Origin of the sequence: Bradyrhizobium sp. BR13661 (assembly GCF_029892425.1) — a bacterium.
GTDB lineage: Bacteria > Pseudomonadota > Alphaproteobacteria > Rhizobiales > Xanthobacteraceae > Bradyrhizobium.
Genome location: NZ_JARXWB010000059.1, coordinates 1 through 19165, shown reverse-complemented (window position 1 = coordinate 19165; position 19165 = coordinate 1). Strand labels below are relative to the sequence as shown.

General features: G+C 62.4%; 15 protein-coding genes and 1 pseudogene. 1 reads left to right on the top strand and 15 read right to left on the bottom strand.

The window, feature by feature from the left end; all coding sequences use genetic code 11:
* Nucleotides 1-381: 381 nt before the first annotated feature.
* The 9 genes from M2427_RS41355 to M2427_RS41315 form a co-directional block, all read right to left on the bottom strand.
* Nucleotides 382-816 carry a hypothetical protein gene (locus tag M2427_RS41355; protein ID WP_012041750.1) on the bottom strand — a complete coding sequence of 145 codons (435 nt, stop codon included), beginning with the start codon at nucleotides 814-816 and terminating at the stop codon, nucleotides 382-384.
* A gap of 9 nt (nucleotides 817-825) precedes the next feature.
* Nucleotides 826-2802, bottom strand: a complete 1977-nt coding sequence (locus tag M2427_RS41350; RefSeq protein ID WP_041751301.1) for a conjugal transfer protein TraG — start codon at nucleotides 2800-2802, stop codon at nucleotides 826-828.
* Between the two features lie 89 nt (nucleotides 2803-2891).
* Nucleotides 2892-4619: a VirD2 family relaxase/mobilization nuclease gene (locus M2427_RS41345; RefSeq protein ID WP_012041748.1), complete on the bottom strand. Its 1728-nt coding sequence runs from the start codon at nucleotides 4617-4619 to the stop codon at nucleotides 2892-2894.
* A gap of 146 nt (nucleotides 4620-4765) precedes the next feature.
* A complete protein-coding gene (locus M2427_RS41340) occupies nucleotides 4766-5761 on the bottom strand; it encodes a lytic transglycosylase domain-containing protein (protein WP_244424378.1) in 996 nt (331 codons plus the stop codon).
* 2 nt (nucleotides 5762-5763) lie between these two features.
* Nucleotides 5764-6273, bottom strand: coding sequence for a S26 family signal peptidase (locus tag M2427_RS41335; RefSeq protein ID WP_083780616.1), 510 nt, complete (start codon nucleotides 6271-6273; stop codon nucleotides 5764-5766).
* Nucleotides 6270-6785, bottom strand: a complete 516-nt coding sequence (locus tag M2427_RS41330; RefSeq protein WP_012041745.1) for a DUF2840 domain-containing protein — start codon at nucleotides 6783-6785, stop codon at nucleotides 6270-6272. The genes M2427_RS41335 and M2427_RS41330 overlap by 4 nt, the downstream gene beginning before the upstream one ends.
* 3 nt (nucleotides 6786-6788) lie before the next feature.
* On the bottom strand, nucleotides 6789-7067 hold the full coding sequence (locus M2427_RS41325) for a helix-turn-helix domain-containing protein (protein ID WP_012041744.1): 279 nt from the start codon (nucleotides 7065-7067) through the stop codon (nucleotides 6789-6791).
* A gap of 132 nt (nucleotides 7068-7199) precedes the next feature.
* Nucleotides 7200-7733 carry a DUF2285 domain-containing protein gene (locus M2427_RS41320; protein ID WP_244424377.1) on the bottom strand — a complete coding sequence of 178 codons (534 nt, stop codon included), beginning with the start codon at nucleotides 7731-7733 and terminating at the stop codon, nucleotides 7200-7202.
* Nucleotides 7734-8100: 367 nt separating this feature from the next.
* Nucleotides 8101-8388 carry a DUF2285 domain-containing protein gene (locus M2427_RS41315; protein WP_012041742.1) on the bottom strand — a complete coding sequence of 96 codons (288 nt, stop codon included), beginning with the start codon at nucleotides 8386-8388 and terminating at the stop codon, nucleotides 8101-8103.
* Nucleotides 8389-8600: 212 nt separating this feature from the next.
* On the opposite strand from M2427_RS41315, the gene M2427_RS41310 reads away from it, so the two are divergent.
* Nucleotides 8601-8828 (top strand): helix-turn-helix transcriptional regulator, encoded by a 228-nt coding sequence (locus M2427_RS41310; RefSeq protein ID WP_012041741.1) that lies wholly within the window; start codon nucleotides 8601-8603, stop codon nucleotides 8826-8828.
* A gap of 107 nt (nucleotides 8829-8935) precedes the next feature.
* Here M2427_RS41310 and M2427_RS41305 read toward each other — a convergent pair whose 3' ends face one another.
* The 6 genes and pseudogenes from M2427_RS41305 to M2427_RS41280 form a co-directional block, all read right to left on the bottom strand.
* Nucleotides 8936-9259 (bottom strand): DUF736 domain-containing protein, encoded by a 324-nt coding sequence (locus tag M2427_RS41305; protein ID WP_012041740.1) that lies wholly within the window; start codon nucleotides 9257-9259, stop codon nucleotides 8936-8938.
* 562 nt (nucleotides 9260-9821) lie between these two features.
* Nucleotides 9822-10301 (bottom strand): hypothetical protein, encoded by a 480-nt coding sequence (locus M2427_RS41300; RefSeq protein WP_041750414.1) that lies wholly within the window; start codon nucleotides 10299-10301, stop codon nucleotides 9822-9824.
* A 146-nt stretch (nucleotides 10302-10447) separates the two neighbouring features.
* Complete coding sequence (locus M2427_RS41295) at nucleotides 10448-11371, bottom strand: DUF2493 domain-containing protein (RefSeq protein WP_041751297.1); 924 nt, start codon at nucleotides 11369-11371, stop codon at nucleotides 10448-10450.
* Nucleotides 11372-11734: 363 nt separating this feature from the next.
* A complete protein-coding gene (locus M2427_RS41290; RefSeq protein ID WP_250173498.1) occupies nucleotides 11735-12781 on the bottom strand; it encodes a toprim domain-containing protein in 1047 nt (348 codons plus the stop codon).
* Nucleotides 12781-17104: pseudogene (locus M2427_RS41285) on the bottom strand (strawberry notch-like NTP hydrolase domain-containing protein). Before M2427_RS41285 ends, M2427_RS41290 begins: the two are co-directional and overlap by 1 nt.
* 193 nt (nucleotides 17105-17297) lie before the next feature.
* Nucleotides 17298-19031, bottom strand: a complete 1734-nt coding sequence (locus M2427_RS41280; RefSeq protein ID WP_012041734.1) for a hypothetical protein — start codon at nucleotides 19029-19031, stop codon at nucleotides 17298-17300.
* Nucleotides 19032-19165 lie beyond the last annotated feature (134 nt).

Sequence of the window (19165 nt, the reverse complement as noted above, 5' to 3'; positions counted from 1 at the left end):
GCGATCACGATCCGCTGGAAACGGTGATCACGATGCTCTGGAATGTGTGATCACGATGGTCTGGAATCCGTGATCACGATCGGCTGGAACACGCACCAATCTGACGGGAACGACAGAAAAGGCAGGCTGAGCCTGGGCTCAACAGAGCAGAACTGCCGATCATGCTCTGGCGTAAGAAAAGAAAGGAGATGCGGAGTCGCGTTGATCGGCAACGGAGTATCAGCGGAGGGATGATCTGTTTGGCGCATTGCGGTCTGAGCGATCACCAGAACCGGCGGCGATCGCTTCTCAAAATAGTTGCAACGGCTTTCGCGAATGAGGCTGTCTGGGCCCGCGGCTCTTCTTCAGGGCGAAATCGTATCATCCTTAGGGAGAACGGGCCTAATCTTTGACTTGCGCCGCGCTTCCGAGTTCAGGAGATTCGATACTGACTTCGTTGAGAACCGTCGATCCACTGGAGAGACGCCGGCCGAGTGCTTCGACAAAGCGATCGTAGCGTTCGGCGCCTTTGGCACGCGCTGCTTGGCTCGACTGCTCTGGGAGAGCCGGCGTTGACGTCAGCCAGAAGCGAATGAACAGGGCTATGGTCTCGAGCGTGATGCCATCATTGCGTTCGAGCCGCTCCAGCACCCGCACGATCCTGTCCAGGCGCTTGGCGATCACAGCCTCGCGCCGATCGGAATCGTCAGGGGAAAGAAACGACCCGATCGCGGCCTCGGCCACCAGCGACTTCGGCTTGCCCTGATGCTTGGCGTAGGCGTCCAGGCTCGCGAATATCTCTGGATCGAGGTAAATGCTGAGCTGGGTCTTTTTCATCTTGCCTGCTTACAGGCCCATCTTGTCGTCAGGATCGAGGCTGACAGCGCGTGCCAGGCCCTGCATTGATCGATTTAACGCTGATGCCTGCACGGCTTCAGCGTCACCCTCATCGGGCGCAGCATCAAACTCGTTCTCGGCGAGTGGCGCCTTCACGATGACCTCTTCTTGCTGCGGCAGCTCCGGTTCGCGGCGAATGCCGCCATTCTGATCGCGCGCCTTGTTCTTGAGAGCGGTCAGCAATTTGACCGATGGAGGAATTGGCCCACGTCCTGACCACTCGTCCGATCGCGCGGCCCGGTCGATCGGCATCGCGTCCGATGGCTTCAAGATCCGGCGTTGGAATTGAGGATCTTCATAGTAGCGGACCTTGGTGGCGCGGATCGGATGCAGCCCGGAGACCATCACAATTGCCTCGTTGGGGGAGAGTTGCATAATCTCTCCAGGCGTTAGCAACGGACGCGACGTCTCCTGGCGGCTCACCATCAAATGGCCGAGCCACGGCGAGAGGCGATGACCGGCATAGTTCTTCATCGCGCGCATCTCGGTTGCGGTCCCGAGCGCGTCCGATACGCGCTTGGCGGTGCGCTCGTCATTGGTGGAGAACGCGATCCGGATGTGGCAATTGTCCAGAATCGCGTGGTTCGGGCCATAGGCGCGTTCAAGCTGATTTAAGCTCTGGGTGATCAGGAAGCTTCGGATCCCGTAACCTGCCATGAAGGTTAGCTGACTTTCAAAAAAGTCTAGCCGGCCGAGGGCTGCGAACTCATCGAGCATCAGGAGCAGCTTTTGCCGCCGTCGGTCGGTATCCAAGCTTTCGGTCAGCCGCCGTCCAATCTGATTGAGGATGAGGCGCATCAGCGGCTTTGTGCGGGCGATGTCGGAGGGTGGTATCACAAGATACAGAGATATCGGTTGATCCCCATCAACCAGATCACGGATGCGCCAGTCGCTTCGGCCCGTCACCTTGGCAACCACAGGGTCGCGGTAAAGTCCCAGGAAGCTCATGGTCGTCGACAACACGCCCGATCGCTCGTTCTCACTCTTGTTGAGGAGCTCGCGTGCCGCCGAGGCCACCACCGGATGGACGCGCTCGCCGAGGTGCGGTGTCGCCAACATGGCGTTCAGGGTTGCTTCGATTGGGCGTAACGGATCCGACAGGAAGTTGGCGACCCCCGCCAGCGTCTTGTCGGCCTCGGCGTAGAGGACGTGCAGGATGGCACCGACCAGCAGAGAATGGCTGGTTTTCTCCCAATGATTGCGCCGCTCGAGCGCTCCTTCGGGGTCAACGAGAATGTCGGCGATATTCTGCGCGTCGCGTACCTCATTGTCTCCTTTACGGATCTCGAGCAATGGATTGTAAGCAGCGCTCGCGGGATTAGTCGGATCAAACAGTAGCACCGACCCGAGCTGGGCTCGAAAGCCGGAGGTCAATTGGAGGTTTTCGCCCTTGATGTCGTGGACAACAGTGGAATACGGCCACGTCAGAAGGGTCGGGATGACGAGACCAACGCCCTTTCCCGACCTCGTCGGCGCAAAACACAGCACGTGTTCGGGACCGTTGTGCCGCAGGTAGCGATCGCCCAGACGACCGAGCACGACGCCATCGGGCCCAAGAAGGCCGGCACGGCGCACCTCCCGCGCATCGGCCCACTGCGCCGAACCATAAGTCGTAACGTGCTGAGCTTCCTTTGCACGCCAGACCGAGAGGATCATGGTAACGGCCATGGCTGCGATCCCGCCGCTTGCGGCGATGCACCCACCCTGAAGGAAAATCGTTGGCGCATAAGCGTCGAATTTGAACCACCAGATGAAGAGGGCCAATGGTTGATACATGGGCCAGGGCCCGATCATGAACCAGGCCGGCCCGAGTTGCGGCTGAAAGCCGAGCCGCCAAGCGGTCCACTCGGTGGCTGTCCAGAGAAAGGCAAGCACGAGCAGCGACGCAAAGAAAAGCTGGCCCCAGAGGATTTTGGTTGCGGACATGCACAGAGGGATGCGCAAGTCCGGCTGACATTCAACAGCGATCCAGTCGCTGTCGTGATCACGCGCGCCGTGGCGTAGAAACCGGATGGTCAGACCGCGAGGTCCCGCTTGCGTCCGAGACTCCATTCAACGCCACCGGGACCGGCGATGCCGTTGACGTGCCGGCCAAGCTCGCGTTCCAGGGAAGGTGTCCAGGGTACAAGCTGAAATCCCAAACCATTGTCGATCATTGCGAAGCGGCCGGAAGCAAGGGATAGCCGTTGGCGATAAACTCCTGTGACTGTCTCCCCTGCCTCGGCGGGCAAATGCGACAGTCCCGTTTCCGAAGCGAGACGCCGTCCGATCACGTCGAGCTCGCGGCTGCGCAGCGTAGCGACAAGGTTGCGCCCGATTGTGACCTTGTCTCCGTCGCGGCGGACAAGGCCCTGCTCTGCCAAAATATCGATCCGCCGATCGAGCGCAGCACGAACCTCGGCGCCGAAACCGGCCCGCGAAAGCTCTGCACCTTCTCGGGCCACCAGCCGGCGGTCGAGCCAGGTCGCCCCCTCCGCTACCACCTGCTGGTCGAGACTGAGATCCGAGCGGACCGCGAGTGCGATCCGCTGACGGCCCCTTGCATCATCGAAATGGCGGAGCTCCACGATCCCGCCGATTGGACCATCCCCAGCCGCTTCAATATCGGGGAGCTTGAGATGATGAACGCGCCCGTCGATGCCGTCGACGACGGCGAATGCTGAGCCCCTCAACTCGTCATCCAGCCCGCGGGCGATGAGGCGGCCGATCACGGGCTCGCCATGGCGTTCGCCTTCGAGCGCCCAGGATGACGGGGCGCGTGTGGCACCATCCTTCGTCAGGCTCTTGTGCAGCCGCTTGATGATATCGCCGCGCTCGCCTAGCTCCCGCAAGCGGAGTTCTGCGTCAGGCGCGAGCACCCAGCGTGCTGGCCCCGCAGGTTCAGCCAGACCCAGCCGCTCCAGGGTCCGCATCCGACCAATTCTAAGCTCCCGCAGCGGATCGGCCGCGACATCCCGGCTCGGCCTGACATCAATGACCCCATCCGCCGCCCCCGCTTCCCGGGCAAGCACCCGATCGATCCGTGTCCAGCGTTCGGCCGTCGTCTCATTCTCAAGACCACGACGGACCTCAAGCTCCGATCGCGGACCGAGCTCGCGAGTAACGAGATCGCCAGCGCGGGCACGCAAGCCCGTCGAAATATAGTCGCGGCTGATGACGAGGTCTTGGCCGTCATCGGCGCGGCCTCTCACGAGGATATGGACGTGTGGGTGCTCGGTGTTCCAATGGTCGATGGCGACCCAATCGAGCCGCGTGCCGAGGTCGCGCGAGGCCTGGTCCATGAGCTCGCGGGTGAAGGTCCGCAAGCTCGAGAGCTCGCCGGCATCATCGGGCGAGACGATGAACCGGAAATGATGCCGGTCGTCCTTGCAACGCTCAGTGAAGGCTCGGCCGTCGGCCTCGTCTCCGGCGGCATCGAACAATTTGCCGGGCGCCCCATCGCGGGTCACCCCGTCGCGCTGGAGATATCCGATATGGGCGCGCAGCGCACCCGGCGATCGCATCCGCCGGACCACTTGCGCCTTGATGACAGCGCCGCGAGCACGGCTGCCTAGGAGTCTTGACGCGGCAAGGCTCGCGGCGCGGCCACGCCCAAACGTACTGCCGCGTCTCTGGCCGGCCCGCGAGAGTCCGCCAGCCTTCTGCGCGGCTTGGAGCGCCTGCGCCAGGAACGGTTTTGTACGCGCCGCGCGCGTCGAGCGGATGCGACCTGGACGGATCCGAAAATCGTCGCTTCTGGTCATCTTGGGCTCATAGGGTGTGGATAGATGAGCGGCGATAACGCTTTGCCGAAAGTCGCAAGGTGTGCCTGATATTGCGCAATGTTTGCCGGATCGCTGGAATTTTCAGGCAGTCCCCATCCCAACCGACCGCGCGCACCTTGTGCGCTTTATCCTGCCCTCCTCGGTCGCTCGTTCCCAGCGTCCAACTTCCAAGCCAACAGACTCTCGATGCTGGCGGCGATTTGCGAGATGCGCCCCACTGTTTGCGAGCAAAGCGAGCGCTTGCGATAGCGATCGCTACCCGAAGGGCCGAGACACCCGTAGGGTGGCTCGGTGAGGAGCGAAGCGACGAGTAGAGCGCGGGCCAAAGGCATCGCCCGTGCAGCGTTTCGAATGCAAACCGAACGTCCGTCACGGTGCGCCCCCCGCTCAACAAACAAGGGCGCCTGCCGCCAAGGAAGTGCATGCCTGCCGTCAGCTGCGGTATGTTCACGTTGCTCGTTGTCCGGCAATGGTGTGACCGCCGCGACGTAGGCCGTAGTTTTGGGTGGAAGCGGCTTTCCCGTTACGAGATGCTGCTCATATCGCGTCGGACCGGCATGATAGGCTGCAAGAAAACCCGCTTGCCCGAAGCGATCGTGCAACTCTTTGAGGTACGCGGTGCCTGCTAAGATGTTGTCACGGGGATCGAATGGATCGAGGCCCAAGCGATAGCGGGCGCTGAGCTCAGCCCAAGTTCCTGGCATCAGCTGCATCAGGCCCATCGCCCCCCGAGACGACGTCGCACGTTGGTCGCCTGAGCTCTCCACCTGCATCACAGCGCGGATCCAGCTTACCGGCACGGCGAAGCGAACGGATGCTTCCGCGATGCATCCGGCGAACCGATCGATGCCGCCCGGACGCGGCGCGGTTTGCGCGTGTACGGTCACGCCGAAGGCCACCGCGACGGCCACATGGCACACAAATGGCGCGATGGCGACGATGACGTGCGCCATTGACCGGCGCGAGCGGAGCAGCCCAATCGCGCCCGTCAACGCACGGGAATGGCTCTTCCGTTGCGAGGCGAGCGCCGGTTTTTCATCATCGAGACTGCTCCGGTAAGGAAGGATTCGAGCGGGTTCGGACGAACCCAAACCAGTCGAAAGGGTGATGCCGCCCCGCACGGTCACTCCTCCTCGGTCCACAACGGTACCGCCCTGCCGATGACTGAGGATGCGGGGATCGGTCCAAAGTATCGACCATCTAGCGAGTCTGCGGACTGCCAGTTCATGACAAAGATATCGCCATCAGCGATCGCGCGGCATCCATGCCAGGCGGGAAGCGGACGGCCGCGTCTGTCGCGCTCGTGTGCCTGCCCCACATCGACGCCATCGACAGTGACCGTCAGGCCTATTCTGCAGACGGTTTGTCCAGGAAGCGCCAACACGCGCTTGAGCATGGGGACCCCGGTCGGGAGATAGCCATTGAGGTCAAGGAATGCGGCAAGAAGCTCAGGCGGCTGTACTGCAACGAGGTCAGTAACGGCTATCTGTGTCGCAGGTTGAACGCGATAAAGGCCGATCGGAACGCTGTTTGATGCGTTCCATATGAAGTGCGGCGGTGCTCCGCCGAGCGTCGCGAGGAGAAGGCCTGTTGTCGCAATTGTCGTGAAAATCGTCGCACACCGCGCGTTCATGGCATCACCCGCCGCCGATGGAGCCAGGCCTGATGACGCGACCGGGTGTATGGCCGGGGTGCTTCGTTGACCGACACTCGGTTATGAACGTGGTGCCAATACTCAGGTGCTGCGTCGGCAGGATCGACGTCGAGCGCCTCGACGATATCGATCATCTGCAGCACCCGTTCGACCTTCGGCCAACCGGAAAGTCGCAACAGGCTCTCACCGCCCGGCGTGATCCAGGGCACGGTGGAATAGCGCTGTCCAGGCGTCGCTGCGCGCAGGATATCGATGCGGGACAGCATCGTCCCAAAGTCGTTGGACGTCCAACGCACAAACGCGAAGATGCTGCCAGGGGCGAATGACAGCACGCGTCGATTGCGGTCGATGATCTTCTCCACAACGGATCGACCGAACCGAACGCGGTTTTCGATGCGTTTTTCGAGCCACAGGATTTCAACGGTCGTGAGGTCGCCGACTCTGACCTCTTTCGTTGAGTTGCTCTCGGGATGATGAACGTGTTTCTTCATGGGTCAGCGCCGCTCTTTTCCTGCGTAAGCGATGGGAGCGTGCCGCTTGGCCGGCAGTACGGTGCCTGTACCTGGATCGCTGGTTGACTTTCTGGTGCCGACGTCTGCCCAGGCTTTGAGATCAGCAACCGCATAGATGACGCGACCGCCGATTTTCCGGTAAGCAGGACCGGTACCGTACGTACGGTGTTTCTCGAGCGTGCGGGGTGAAAGGCTCAGGTATCGCGCTGCTTCGGACGTTCGAAGATATCGTGGCGATGTAACGAGGTTCAGATCGGACATCTGAAAGGCTCCGTGGCCGTGTGGAGCGCCAACGAGGTTGGTGGCGCGCTGACGGGGACAATGACGGAGAAGAACCTCGAAGGGGGATGCCGAACATGAGGGGGTGCAGTTTCGATACCCCCAAAGGCAGCGCTACTTCCTTCGCGAGGGTGGTCTTAACAGGGCGCGGTAGCCATCTTGCGCCAAGGCGAAACCTGTCTTGACCAGGCGGACGATCTGGCTGCGCAAGTCGTGCGTTCGCCAGTCCCGCTTGCCAATGCGGTGAGCGGGCAGCAGGACTTCAGCGATCTCGCGATAAGTGGCGCCGTCCGTCCGGGCGTCGAGCGCGCGCAAGGCAAGCGCGAGCCGCCGGCGGCGGTAGACTGAGAGCGCATGGAGCGGCGCTCCCTGCGGTCTGCCGTTGAGGCCTCGCCACAAGCGCCTGCCCGCATCGACCCTGAATTCGAAGTCACGATCGAGCGGGTATTCAACAGTGTAGGCAGCCGAGACGAGCGGCGCCTCTTTGCACCAGATGCGGTGCTCTACGCCGCGCAGGTGCATGACCGCGTGCCAGCCGTCAGGGCCCTGCCGCAACTGACCATCGTCCAGGTTGCTGAGGTCCAGGCGGACGGGCGAATACGGGCCGGCGATCAGCGCGGGACGTACGGGTATGACCGTCGCCAGCACTTCTGGCGCCCAGAAGATCGTCTGCTCAAGATAGGACTGACCGGGATCAGCTGCGAAAAACCAACCCCCATTGCTGTCGAAACTCGATACTCGCGCTGACACCAGGCGGCGGGGCCGCCCGCTGGAAAGCAGGATTGCGGCGCAAGCACTCCCAGGCCAAGCCGGTCATTTCCGCTCCCTCAACACGACCGTAAAATTCTGCAGACGATCTCCAGTTGATTTTCGACATGTACGCGTCCCACTACACAGCTCGATTGCGGCGCAATAATCGTGACGAGCAGGAGTTGTAGCTAGCCCCCGATCGTGCATCGCGTGATACAATAGATCGAACCCAGCGGCCAGATAGCAAATTGTTCTACGCAAGACTTCAAAGGTTTGGGTTTGAAGCACCACCTCGGAGCAGATGGCGATAACCATGCTCCGTCATCCACTTTGCGCGGGTCAGGTGACTATCGAACGCACGTCTAGCGCGGTCGTGCTCGAGCTCTGGATCGATGTGGAGAACGATTTGCGCCACCTCGCACCAGTCGGCTCCCTCCGCGTCTGCATCGAGCATGCGCAAATAAGTAACGATATGCTCTTCGTCGTAGACCGTGAGCACAGGATCCGTTGGCGCAAGGTCGGCAACGTCCGGATCTGCCGGTGGCTTTTTCATGAGCGCTTCATAAAGCGAATGATTCTAATTCCCGCTGATCTCAAGGACTTACTTTAGCCTCATTCGGGCCAGCGCCGCCAGCACCATTTTGGTTGCCCTTTTACACTGATAAGGGCGGGCCATCACCGCGTAATAAGTAGAATAACATGTTCTGCGACGAATAGAACGATCGTTCCCGGAACGATCGTTCTGGCTCGGATTCACATACTGCCATGGATCTCAAGGAGATCATGGCAGTGAACCTGCGTCGCAAGCGCCATGATCTGGAAATGACGCAAGAGGAGCTGGCTGAGCACGCGGGCCTAAGCGCCCATTATGTCGGCGCGATCGAGCGCGGCGACGTGTCGGCAAGCGTCACGGTGCTCGGGCAAATTGCGGACGCATTGGGAATCGAGCCGGGAGACCTGCTTAGGCGCGCCGGGCGGGCGACCAAGTCGTAGGCGCTGGTCAACGTGCTTTGTTCTTCAATCGGCGCGGCCGTTTGCTGAGTATTGTGTGAAGCAGAAGCCCCGCCCGCTTGTCTCGGGCGGGGCTTTGAGAGCCGGTCTTACTCGCCGTTCTTTCGCGGCCGCGACCACAGCAGGTTGAAGCCTTCACCACCCTCGTCGTTGAACAGGTTAGCGTAGATCGGCGCCGTGAAGGAGGGATCGTCCAGCTTGAGCGAGAGGTAGTCGCGACCTTCCTCTGAGCGCTTCGACCAGGCGGCGCCGATCTCGACGTCGCGGCCCACGAAAACACGGTGGCTCGGAGCCTTGTCGTTGGAGAGGTTGGATTCCGCGACGATGCGAACGCCTTTGGCCTTCAGGCTGAGGGTAGCGATTTCGCCCTGGTAATCGTTTCCGACCTTCTTGAACGAACCGATGGTAGCCATGTCTCTTCTCCTGTTTGTGTTTCAAGCCCGCGACCACCGCGGCCTCGATGGCGATCTTTGAGGCCGGGGACGATCGGCGACGCACCCGAAGGGCCGGAGCGCAGCGGAGGATGCTGTCGCAGCGACCCCCGCCTTCGCGGGGGCATGCTTTCTTGGCTCGCGCGAGGAATGGGCGAAGCCCAGGGGAAGAAAGTCACTGCGACAGCGTTGCGGCTCAGACGATCGAGGCGCAGCCGGTCTTCGGCCAGATCGAGCCATCACGGAGGCCCGGTGCGTCGCGTGCTGAAACATAACCTCGGGAGAAGAGTTGGCTAATCTCGGTTCTGCCGTACAAGAGGTCGAAACGGTTGGGCGTAGAGAAAGAAACAGAATGCGGGAAATAGCGGCATCGGCGCCGAGAGAGACCTCCAGAGAGAGGCCCTTCCACTTCGAGGACGGAGCGGGAGTAATCGCCAGCTGGCCCGAAGTGCTCTGGAAAGACCCGATATTCTTTCGCTCAGCTCCCGAACACCCCGCGCGTTGATCTGCGCAAACCTGTTCGACGACGAGGGTCAGCAGATCATCATTCGCGCGCGGCGGCCGTGAGAACTGGGCGAGGACTGTCGCTGACCGCCCTGCCCGGCTCAAGCGGGCCGGGCTCTGTAAAGACAGTTAAACGCGTCCAAGCCGTGCCGCCGATGAAGATCGCCCCAAAGCAAGCGAAAAGCTCCCGCCAGACAAGCGAAGGTGCTCCGATTTGTGCCATCGCGAGAGTGACGTGATAGCCAGCAAATGACGCCGGCAAAGCAAACACCGATGCTATGACCGCACGCAAAATCAACGACTGGGTCGTGGCGAACGCGATTCGAGCGATCGCCAGCGTCATGACGCCGACGGCGACGGCAACAATCAACGCGCCGGGAACGCCGGCACCACTCTGTAGAACTAACATGCCGGCATTCATGGCTACAAAAAATGGCAGAGCGTATACCGCCAGCGTGAAGGTCAGCCAGCAGAACAAGCCGATGCCAACGATATTGAGAAGAAGTCCAAGGGCGAGCATGGTGGTGGCTCCATGTGCAATAGATGTCATGGTCGCGCCTTCCACCACCACCGCGGCGCAGGTTTGACATATGAGCGAAACGAGGCGGAGTTGCGGCGCTGCAACTCCACCTGGGTGGTAGGATCCGAAGCGTGTCAGGGTGGCGCTCACGCGCCACCGAATGTCCAAACAGGGATGCCGAGCCGCTTCGCCTTGTCAGCGAGATTGTCCTGGATTCCAGTGCCCGGGAAATGCATGACGCCGATCGGCAGCAGTTCGAGCATCGCGTCGTTGCGCTTGAATGGTGCTGCCTTGGCGTGCTGGGTCCAGTCCGGCTTGAACGCGACCTGTGGCACCTTCCGGGTGGTCGCCCATTTGGAGGCGATCAGCTCCGCGCCTTTTGGCGAGCCGCCATGGATGAGGACCATGTCAGGATGTTTGGCGTGAACTTTGTCAAGGCGATCCCAGATGAGGCGGTGATCGTTGAAGTCGAGGCCGCCGGTCAGTGCGATCTTCGGTCCTGCTGGCAACATGACCTCGGTCTCGGCCCGGCGTTTGGCGGCGATGAAGTCCCGCGAGTCGATCATTGCTGCGGTGAGCGTGCGATGGTTGACGAGTGATCCCGATCGAGGACGCCAAGTGGAGCCGGTGTGGAGCTCAAAGCGTTCGATTGCCTGGTCGCGGAAGAGTTCCAGGCAATTGCGCCGTTCGATCAGTGTGATGCCTTCGGCCGTCAAGCGCTCCAGTTCGACGGATCGCACTTCCGAGCCGTCTTGCTCGCGCTGGCTCTTGCGTTGCGCCTGTTCGTTATCGTCGAGCTGACGGTTGGTTCGGTCTGCGGCGCGGTGAAAGAGGTTGACTGCCGACCAGAGCAGATCTGGAAGGTCTGGCTCGAGCCGGGTGTCGTTCAGTGTGGCGACCAAGGCGTCGAAAATGTCGGCAACGGCGCCAGCGATCGTCTTACCTTCGGGCAGCGGTCTCGGATCGGGCTGGTCGTCGAATGGACGGTAGCCAAAGAGCTGCAGTTCGTTGAGAACGAGGTCGGTCGCAGATGAAGCGTGCGGCGGTTCGATGTCGTCACGATCGGTCATGAGGAGGTGTCCCTTTGCCGGATCGGCCGCGCCCATCGCGGCCTTCGTGGCGATCACTCAGACGGCGGGCGGAACGGGCCTGCACCCGGAGCAACGCGGAGGGCCGCAGCGCCAGCGGAGGATGGCTGAGGGGCGGCTATTTTGCTTCGCGATGCAAAGGCCCGCAGTCGGGGTCCCCACGCGACTCGTCGCGTGGGGTGGCAAGGGCCGGCGGAAAATAGCCGCCCCTCAGCCATTGCCGGCCCGAACCGCCTGCCGTCCGATCGCCCTCTAGAAGGCCGTGGTCGCGTGCCACTTCGGCATCGGGCCGCCGCGACCGAGCCGTCGACGCCGAGAGACGCCGCTCGCGCCTATCCGACGGCATCAGCCGGCGCGAGAAAAGCGGACGATGTCCTCCGGTACGATTTGCCCCATGATCGATGCGCGAAGGGCGTCGAGTCCGAAGGTGTGCAGATCCTCGTTGAAGTCGCCCAGCCGGGGCGATAACGGGATCGCCTCAATGCCGGCAACTTCTGCGCGTTGCGACAGAACCGCTTGCACCATGTCGCCAGCAGCATCGGCGTCACGCGCGATATAGAGCCGACGCAAATTCGGCGGCTGTGCCATGGCTGCGAGGTGATTGGCCGACAGTGCAGCGGCCATCGGCAAGGTTGGGAGCACGCAACGTAGCGACAGCATGGTCTCGATACCCTCGCCAGCTGCGAGCACGTCATCCGCCATGCCGAAACGAACCGCATTGCCGAGAAGATCACCCATGGCGCGGCGGGGCGTATCGATCGGCGCCTTGCCGAGCCGATGAGGTTCGAAGCCCTCAGGATCGAGCCAGGTACGGTGTACGCCCGTGATCGTCCCATCGAGATCCGTCACGCGAGCAATCATCGCCGGCCAGATCTCGGGCGCATCCTGGTTGGGCGGATGATAGTAGCAACGCGGCTGATAACGCAGACTGCCGCCGTGATGCACATCATCAATGCCGCGACGGCGCAGATATAGCTGCACGAGAGTACTCTCGATCGGTTGCGATATGGCAAAGAGCCGCCTTGCCGCCTCTCGCGATCCACGCTGCACCGCTGGGAGAGCGACTTTGGGAGTGACGTCCTGATTGGGACGAGGCAATTTGAGAAATCGCCGCGCTTCCTCGGCAACCTCGCGGAAATTGCCGAAACCGCAGCGCTCACGGATGATATCCAGCAAGTCGCCGTGCTCGCCCGTCGCCGCGTCAGTCCATTTACCTGCCGGGCCTTTTGGCGATTCGTAGAGCCGCACAAACAGAGAGCGGCCCGGAGTGTTCTGGACATCGCCAACCAGCCAGTACCGTCCCTGGCGCTTGCCATTGGACAGATAGTGACGGCATACGGCCTCGGCCTCTCGCGCGAGACGGTGTGCCAATTCAGACGCATCGCGGGGCATCATGCGGACTCCCGCTCACTGATGCGCGACCGGATAGTGATCGAGCACTTTCGACAGGATTTCGATGCCGCTTTCATCTGTTGGCACGAACATGCGCAGCTTCCACGAGATGATCTCGGCGAAGAGCCCATAGCTGCGCAATCGGTCGCGCATCGCGTCCGTGAATCCCGACAGCTCGATGCGGTATGCGCCCATGATCCGAACGCGGCGCAGCCGCAGGCCTTCGGCGAGCTCGAGGACCGTTCGGCCCTCGATCAGAGCGGCGAAGGCAGCGTCCGATGCCAGCTTGGGCGCGTCGCCCTCAAGGACGCTCGCGACCCAGGTAGCTGAAACCTTGCGACCGATGACTCTTTCTCCGGCATCGGTCTGCAGGCGGTAGACCCGCGCCGACTCGTCCGGCAGCCGCTTCCAGATCGGCAGCAGCAAGCCCGCCACGATATGGATCGTGCTGTCAGAGAATTCAGGGATATCCGCGAGCTCCGCCCGCCAAGCGGCGGAAAAGCGTTCGCGGTCGGCTTCGACCCAATGGCTCTCCGCCATCATCTTCAAGGGAACGCTGTGCTGCTCCATCGGACGGATCAGCCGGACACGGCTTTCGATCTCGCCGTCATCGAGCATGAAGCTCGGCGCCGGGATCTGCAGGGCGGCTCGATTAGAGCGCTCGTTGATCAGCAGGACGGCACGTCGATCCGACAGCCGGCTCAAGGCCTCATCCAGGCTGACCGGGCGATTCCGCTCGCGCTGGGTAATCGTGAGCAGCCTGGTCTCGGCACCGGTCGCTGGATGAACGTAAATCGCGCGGCGGTCGGTGACCACAAAGCTTTCGGCGCGAAGCGTTTCCAACCCGACGTCGTAGGTGCCGGACGCAATGGCGCCCTCGATGCGGGCCGACAATAGCTGCTCGAATGCCGTGAAGAGAATGTTCTGCAGCTCGATAGCGAGGGCAAGCAGCCTGTTGAGGAAGGTCGTGATCGGCGGAAGCTCGTCCTTCAGCCCACTGGCGTCCACGAGCTTCAGCCCGGTGGCGTCTTCAAACGCCTCGAGCGAGCAGCCCTCGACCTTGCCCCGCGCAAGCAGCGTGTAGAGCTGGCGCAACGCATCACGGCCATATTGGCTTTCGAGGTTGTCCTCGGGACGGAATAGTCCCTGCCCTCCGGTCTGGCGTTGACCACGGGTGATGGCACCCAACGTGTCGAGCCGGCGAGCGATGGTGGAGAGAAAACGCTTCTCCGCCTTCACGTTCGTTGCAATTGGTCGAAACAGCGGCGGCTGCGCCTGGTTGGTCCGGTTGGTGCGGCCGAGTCCCTGGATGGCAGCATCCGCTTTCCACCCAGGCTCGAGCAGATAGTGAACCCGCAAGCGGTGATTCCGTGCCGACAATTCGGCATGGTAGCTCCTGCCGGTGCCGCCGGCGTCGGAGAATACAAGGATGCGCTTGGCGTCATCCATGAATGCCGTGGTCTCCGCGAGGTTCGCCGACGCGGCACGGCTCTCGACGACAAGGCGACTGCCCCTGCGGATGACACGGCGGGAGCGGCCGGTGACTTCGGCGACCATGTCCGTCCCAAACCGCTGGACGATTTGATCGAGTGCACCGGGCACCGGCGATAGCGATGCCAGCTTTTCGATGAGGCGATCGCGTCGCGCGACAGCCTCCCGGCTCTCCACCGGCTGGCCGTCGCGATAGACGGGCCGGGAGCAGAGGTTGCCCTCCGAGTCGGAGAAAGGCTCGTAGAGCTGGACCGGGAAGGAATGGGCGAGATAGTCGAGTACATATTCGCGTGGCGTGATGTCGACCTGGACGTCGCCCCACTCCTCAGTCGGGATCTCGGCGAGGCGCCGCTCCATCAGCGCTTCCCCGGTCGAAACGATCTGGATGACGGCGGCATGTCCGGCATCGAGATCGCGCTCGATCGAGCGGATCAGCGAAGGTGTCTTCATCGAGGTCAGCAGGTGCCCGAAGAAGCGCTGCTTGGCGCTCTCGAAGGCAGAGCGTGCTGCCGACTTCGCCTGGGCGTTCAGGATCCCAGTTGCGCCGGTGATGTTGGCGGCCCGCATCGCCGCGTCGAGATTGTTGTGGATGATGCCGAAAGCATCTGCATAGGCGTCGTAGATGCGCACCTGCTCAGGCGTGAGCTGGTGCTCGACGAGCTCGTATTCGACGCCCTCGTAGGACAGGGACCGCGCAGCATAGAGACCGAGCGCCTTGAGGTCCCGGGCCAGCACCTCCATGGCGGCGACACCGCCCGCCTCGATCGCCTCGACGAATTCAGCTCGGGTGGCAAACGGGAAATCGGCACCGCCCCACAATCCGAGGCGCTGGGCGTAGGCGAGGTTATGAACCGTGGTAGCGCCGGTCGCCGAGACATAGACAACGCGGGCATTTGGCAGGGCATGCTGGAGCCGTAGGCCCGCGCGTCCCTGCTGAGAGGCGGCCTGATCACCGCGTTCGCCCTTCCCACCCGCTGCGTTTTGCATGGCGTGGCTCTCGTCGAAAACGATGACTCCGTCGAAATCGGAGCCCAACCATTCGACGATCTGCGCAACGCGCGAAAGCTTCTTTCCGCGCTCGTCGGTGCGCAGCGTAGCGTAGGTGGTAAATAGGACGCCTTCCCCAAGCCGGATCGGCGTGCCCTGCCGGAAACGCGAAAGCGGCGTGACCAGTAGGCGCTCCATGCCGAGCGCCGACCAGTCACGCTGCGCATCCTCGATCAGCTTGTCGGATTTGCTGATCCAGACCGCACGACGGCGCCCCTTCAGCCAGTTGTCGAGCAGGATACCAGCGACCTGCCGACCCTTGCCAGCCCCGGTCCCATCCCCCAAGAACCAGCCGCGACGAAACCGAACAGCATTCTCCGCATCGTCACGCGCGGCCGCCACGACATCAAAGGTGGCATCGACCGTCCAGGAACCGCTAAGAAACTCCGAGTGCGCCTCGCCAGCGTAGATGATGCTTTCGAGTTGAGCATCCGACAGGATCCCGTTCGCGACGACGCTCGCTGGCAGGTGCGGCCGGTAGGATGGTTTCGGCGGGGCGACCGAAGCCATCGCCGCTGACTGCACAAGCTTGGTCGGATGCGCCTGTGCGCCGGGTATGCGGATCGACTGCAGCGCATAGGCCTCATAAAGCGCATCGCTGATCTGGCGGGCATCCGTGGGCGCCCAATCGACTGGCTCGTAGGCGACTTCCGTCGCCACGGGCTCGATTGCCGGCACCGCCGCTGGCTGACGTTGGCCGGCGTAGGCGCGCACGGTTCGAGAGGGGCTGGCAATTGCCGGCACCATCGATGCCGCTTTGCCGACAAGTGGGTGCCGTGCTGGCACGTGCTGTGTGACCCAGGCGAGCAGCGTCGGCAGGTCAGGTGCAACGCCGGGGAATGGCGGTAATGACGCAACATCGTCGGCCGGCACTCTATCGATGACGGTCAGGCGGGTGTCGACGGTGGTGCCGTGCTTGGCGTAGACTGCGCCGTCGATTGCCGCCGAGAACACGACCCGGCCCTGTTCCTGCAGCCGCTTGAAAGACTCAGACCACACTGGGTCGTCAGGTGCCAAGTTGGCGCCTGTGATGGCGACCAGCCGCCCGCCTTCGGGAAGACGTGCAAGTGCCGAGGCGACGTGCCGTAACGCTGCATCCGCCATCTTTCGATCGACATGAACCGCGGCCGAGAATGGCGGGTTCATCAGCACAACACTCGGCACTATGCCGGGGTCGAGATGGTCGTTGATGTACGCAGCATCAAACCGGGTCGTGGCAACGCCGGGGAAGAGCTGGCCGAGAATACCTGCGCGGCCGTCGGCAAACTCGTTGAGAACGAGGGATGCCCCGGCCAGTTCAGCTGGGATGGCAAGAAGGCCCGTGCCAGCCGATGGTTCCAGCACGACGTCCGCCGGAGTGATTGCGGCAGCAACGCTGGTGACGAATGCCAGCCCGATGGGTGTCGAGAACTGCTGAAGCGATTCACTCTCTTCGGACCTGCGCGTGTGGGTCGGAAGGAGCTTCGTGATCCGCGCCAGCATCGGCAGCATCGCGGCGGGCGACCTCGCCTTGGCCAACATGGCGACGCCATACCGGCGCAAGAACAGGACGGTCGCTGCCTCGCAGGCGTCATAGGCGGTCTTCCAATTCCAGGCACCACTCTTATCGGAGGCGCCAAACGCTGCCTCCATGGCGGAGCGTAGAGCGGTGGCGTCGATGCGGCGGCTGCGCTCGAGGTCGGTGCAGAGCTGTCGTGCAGCCCTGACTACCGCGGAAGCGACGACTGCGGTGGCACGCATGGAGGCCGGCGCGGCGCTGGCGCCGCCGAGGAGAGATTCGGTCATGGGAGGATTTCTTTCGGAGAGCGGGAATGGGCTGAACCGCCCGGCGCTCTCTCAAGACCGCGGCGACTCAAACCCTTCCCGGCCCGGCTCTTCCTCTTGGGTCCTCGCCAAAAAAATAGGGACCGGCGCCGTACGCCGATCCCCATGTCACTGTCATCAACGCGGGCGGCTGGAGCCGTCACGCGGCACGATGCTATTCGGCGGCGTCAAGTTGTTCCGGCCGATCTTCGTCGGCTGCGGGCTCGCGCTCCTCGTCATCGGAGAGGAATTCGGGCAACGGTCCTGCTTCCCCCTCCTGCTCGGCCGGCTCCGAGGCGATTTCAACCGGGCGCAGCGGCTCCGGCAGCCAGCCGGAGCCATCGAGAAGACGCTCGGCCTCCTTGGCCATATCGCCCTTCTTCAGATGGTCGATGAGTTGAGCCGACGTCTCGCCCTTCGCCTCCCGAACCGCTTCCAGAATGCGCGGCTTGGTGACACGACCGAGATAGTTGTCGACCGTGGGCTTCCAGCCGGCCCGAACCATGTCGAGCCCGACGGCGCGTGCCAGCACGTCGGCCTGGTCAATACGCGAGCGGACGCCGTGGGCTGAGACCCGTCCCGTGTTGTAGCGGTTCGTGGGCTCATAGACGGCGTTGACGGCAAACGACGCACAGTGGGCGAACAGGGACGCTTGAGCCGTGCCGTCGAGGGCAGTGAGCGCATCCCAGAGGTCCTTCTCGTCCTTGGGCAACCGTGCTTTCCAGGACTCATGCCGCACCTCGACGGCTTTCGCCGATGCGCTTTCCCTTAACCCTGGAGCTTGAGCGGGAAATGTGGGTGTACGAAGTCCGATCTCAAGACAGCTGCCGGAGCTAGCGAACCGATAAAAGGCCGTCAGCACGAAGTTGTGCAACACGGCCTGGAACGCGATCGCGGGATTTTCTGCCAGCGCGTCGCGCAATGCCAGCGTCCGGTGCGCCGTCAGCTCGATGATGAGGCGGTCCGGAAGCGGACGCGCGGCATCCTCGTCATCATCCTCGGTATCAGTGGCACTCCCTGCAACCGAGATCGCGGTCAGTTGCACACAGCGGGGACCATCAGACCCTCGGCTGTCGCTGGACGACGTATCGTCGCCCTGCTCGACGGCCGAATCTTCCTGCCGCGCTTCATCCTCGGGGCGAACATAACCCCGGTCCACCGACAGGCGCCCTTCGGAATCAATGCTGACGAAGACGCCGGCGCGGGAGATGTCGGCGGGATCATAGATGATTGAACGCTCTTCGAACGCTATCAGGGCTGCTTCGATTTCGCCAAGACGCTGATCGACGTCGTCAGGCAGCTCGTCCGCGTCCTGATAGTCGAGCTCCAGCTTGGCCTGCTCAGCATTGAGCGCATGGATGGTCGCCTGCTCCTCGGTCGTGAGATCGGCAGGTTTGCCATCGAGCTCACGTAGGCCCGTGGCGTGGCCGTAGGGAAACTCCACGGCGGCCGAGATCCATTTCCAGCCTTCCCTGGCGATCGTCTCGGCCTCGCTCGTGAGCTTTTCAGTTGCGAGACGATCGAGCAAGGCGACGTCCCGCAGCCAACCGCCATCATCATGCTGAAAGAGGTCACGCTCGATCGCACCGCCCGCCTGCTCGTAGGCATCAACGCCAACGAAGCGGGCACGCCGATCCGAGGCTCGGACAGTATTTTCGGTGAGCATTCGGCGGATTTGATAGGGCTCGTCGTGACCGGAACGGCTCACGTTGTCCCAGACCTGCTCCTGTCTGGCGTGGTCCGCAGTCACGGAAAATGCCATGAGCTGTTCGAGGGCCATTCCGTCTTCGGCATAGACCTCGTGCAGCTTCGGCGACACTGATGCCAACCGCAGCCGTTGCTTGACAATCGCTGGCGTCACGAAGTGACGCGCGGCGATGTCCTCCTCGCTCAGCCCGGCGTCGCTCAAGGCCTTGAATGCTCGGAACTGGTCGAGCGGATGCAGGCCTTAGATTATGCGTCAAGTGTCCTGTTAGCTGGATGACTCTGATTCTGTGGCCTTTCTGGCTGCATCCTGCATTTTGGGTGTATTTTTGGCTTTGA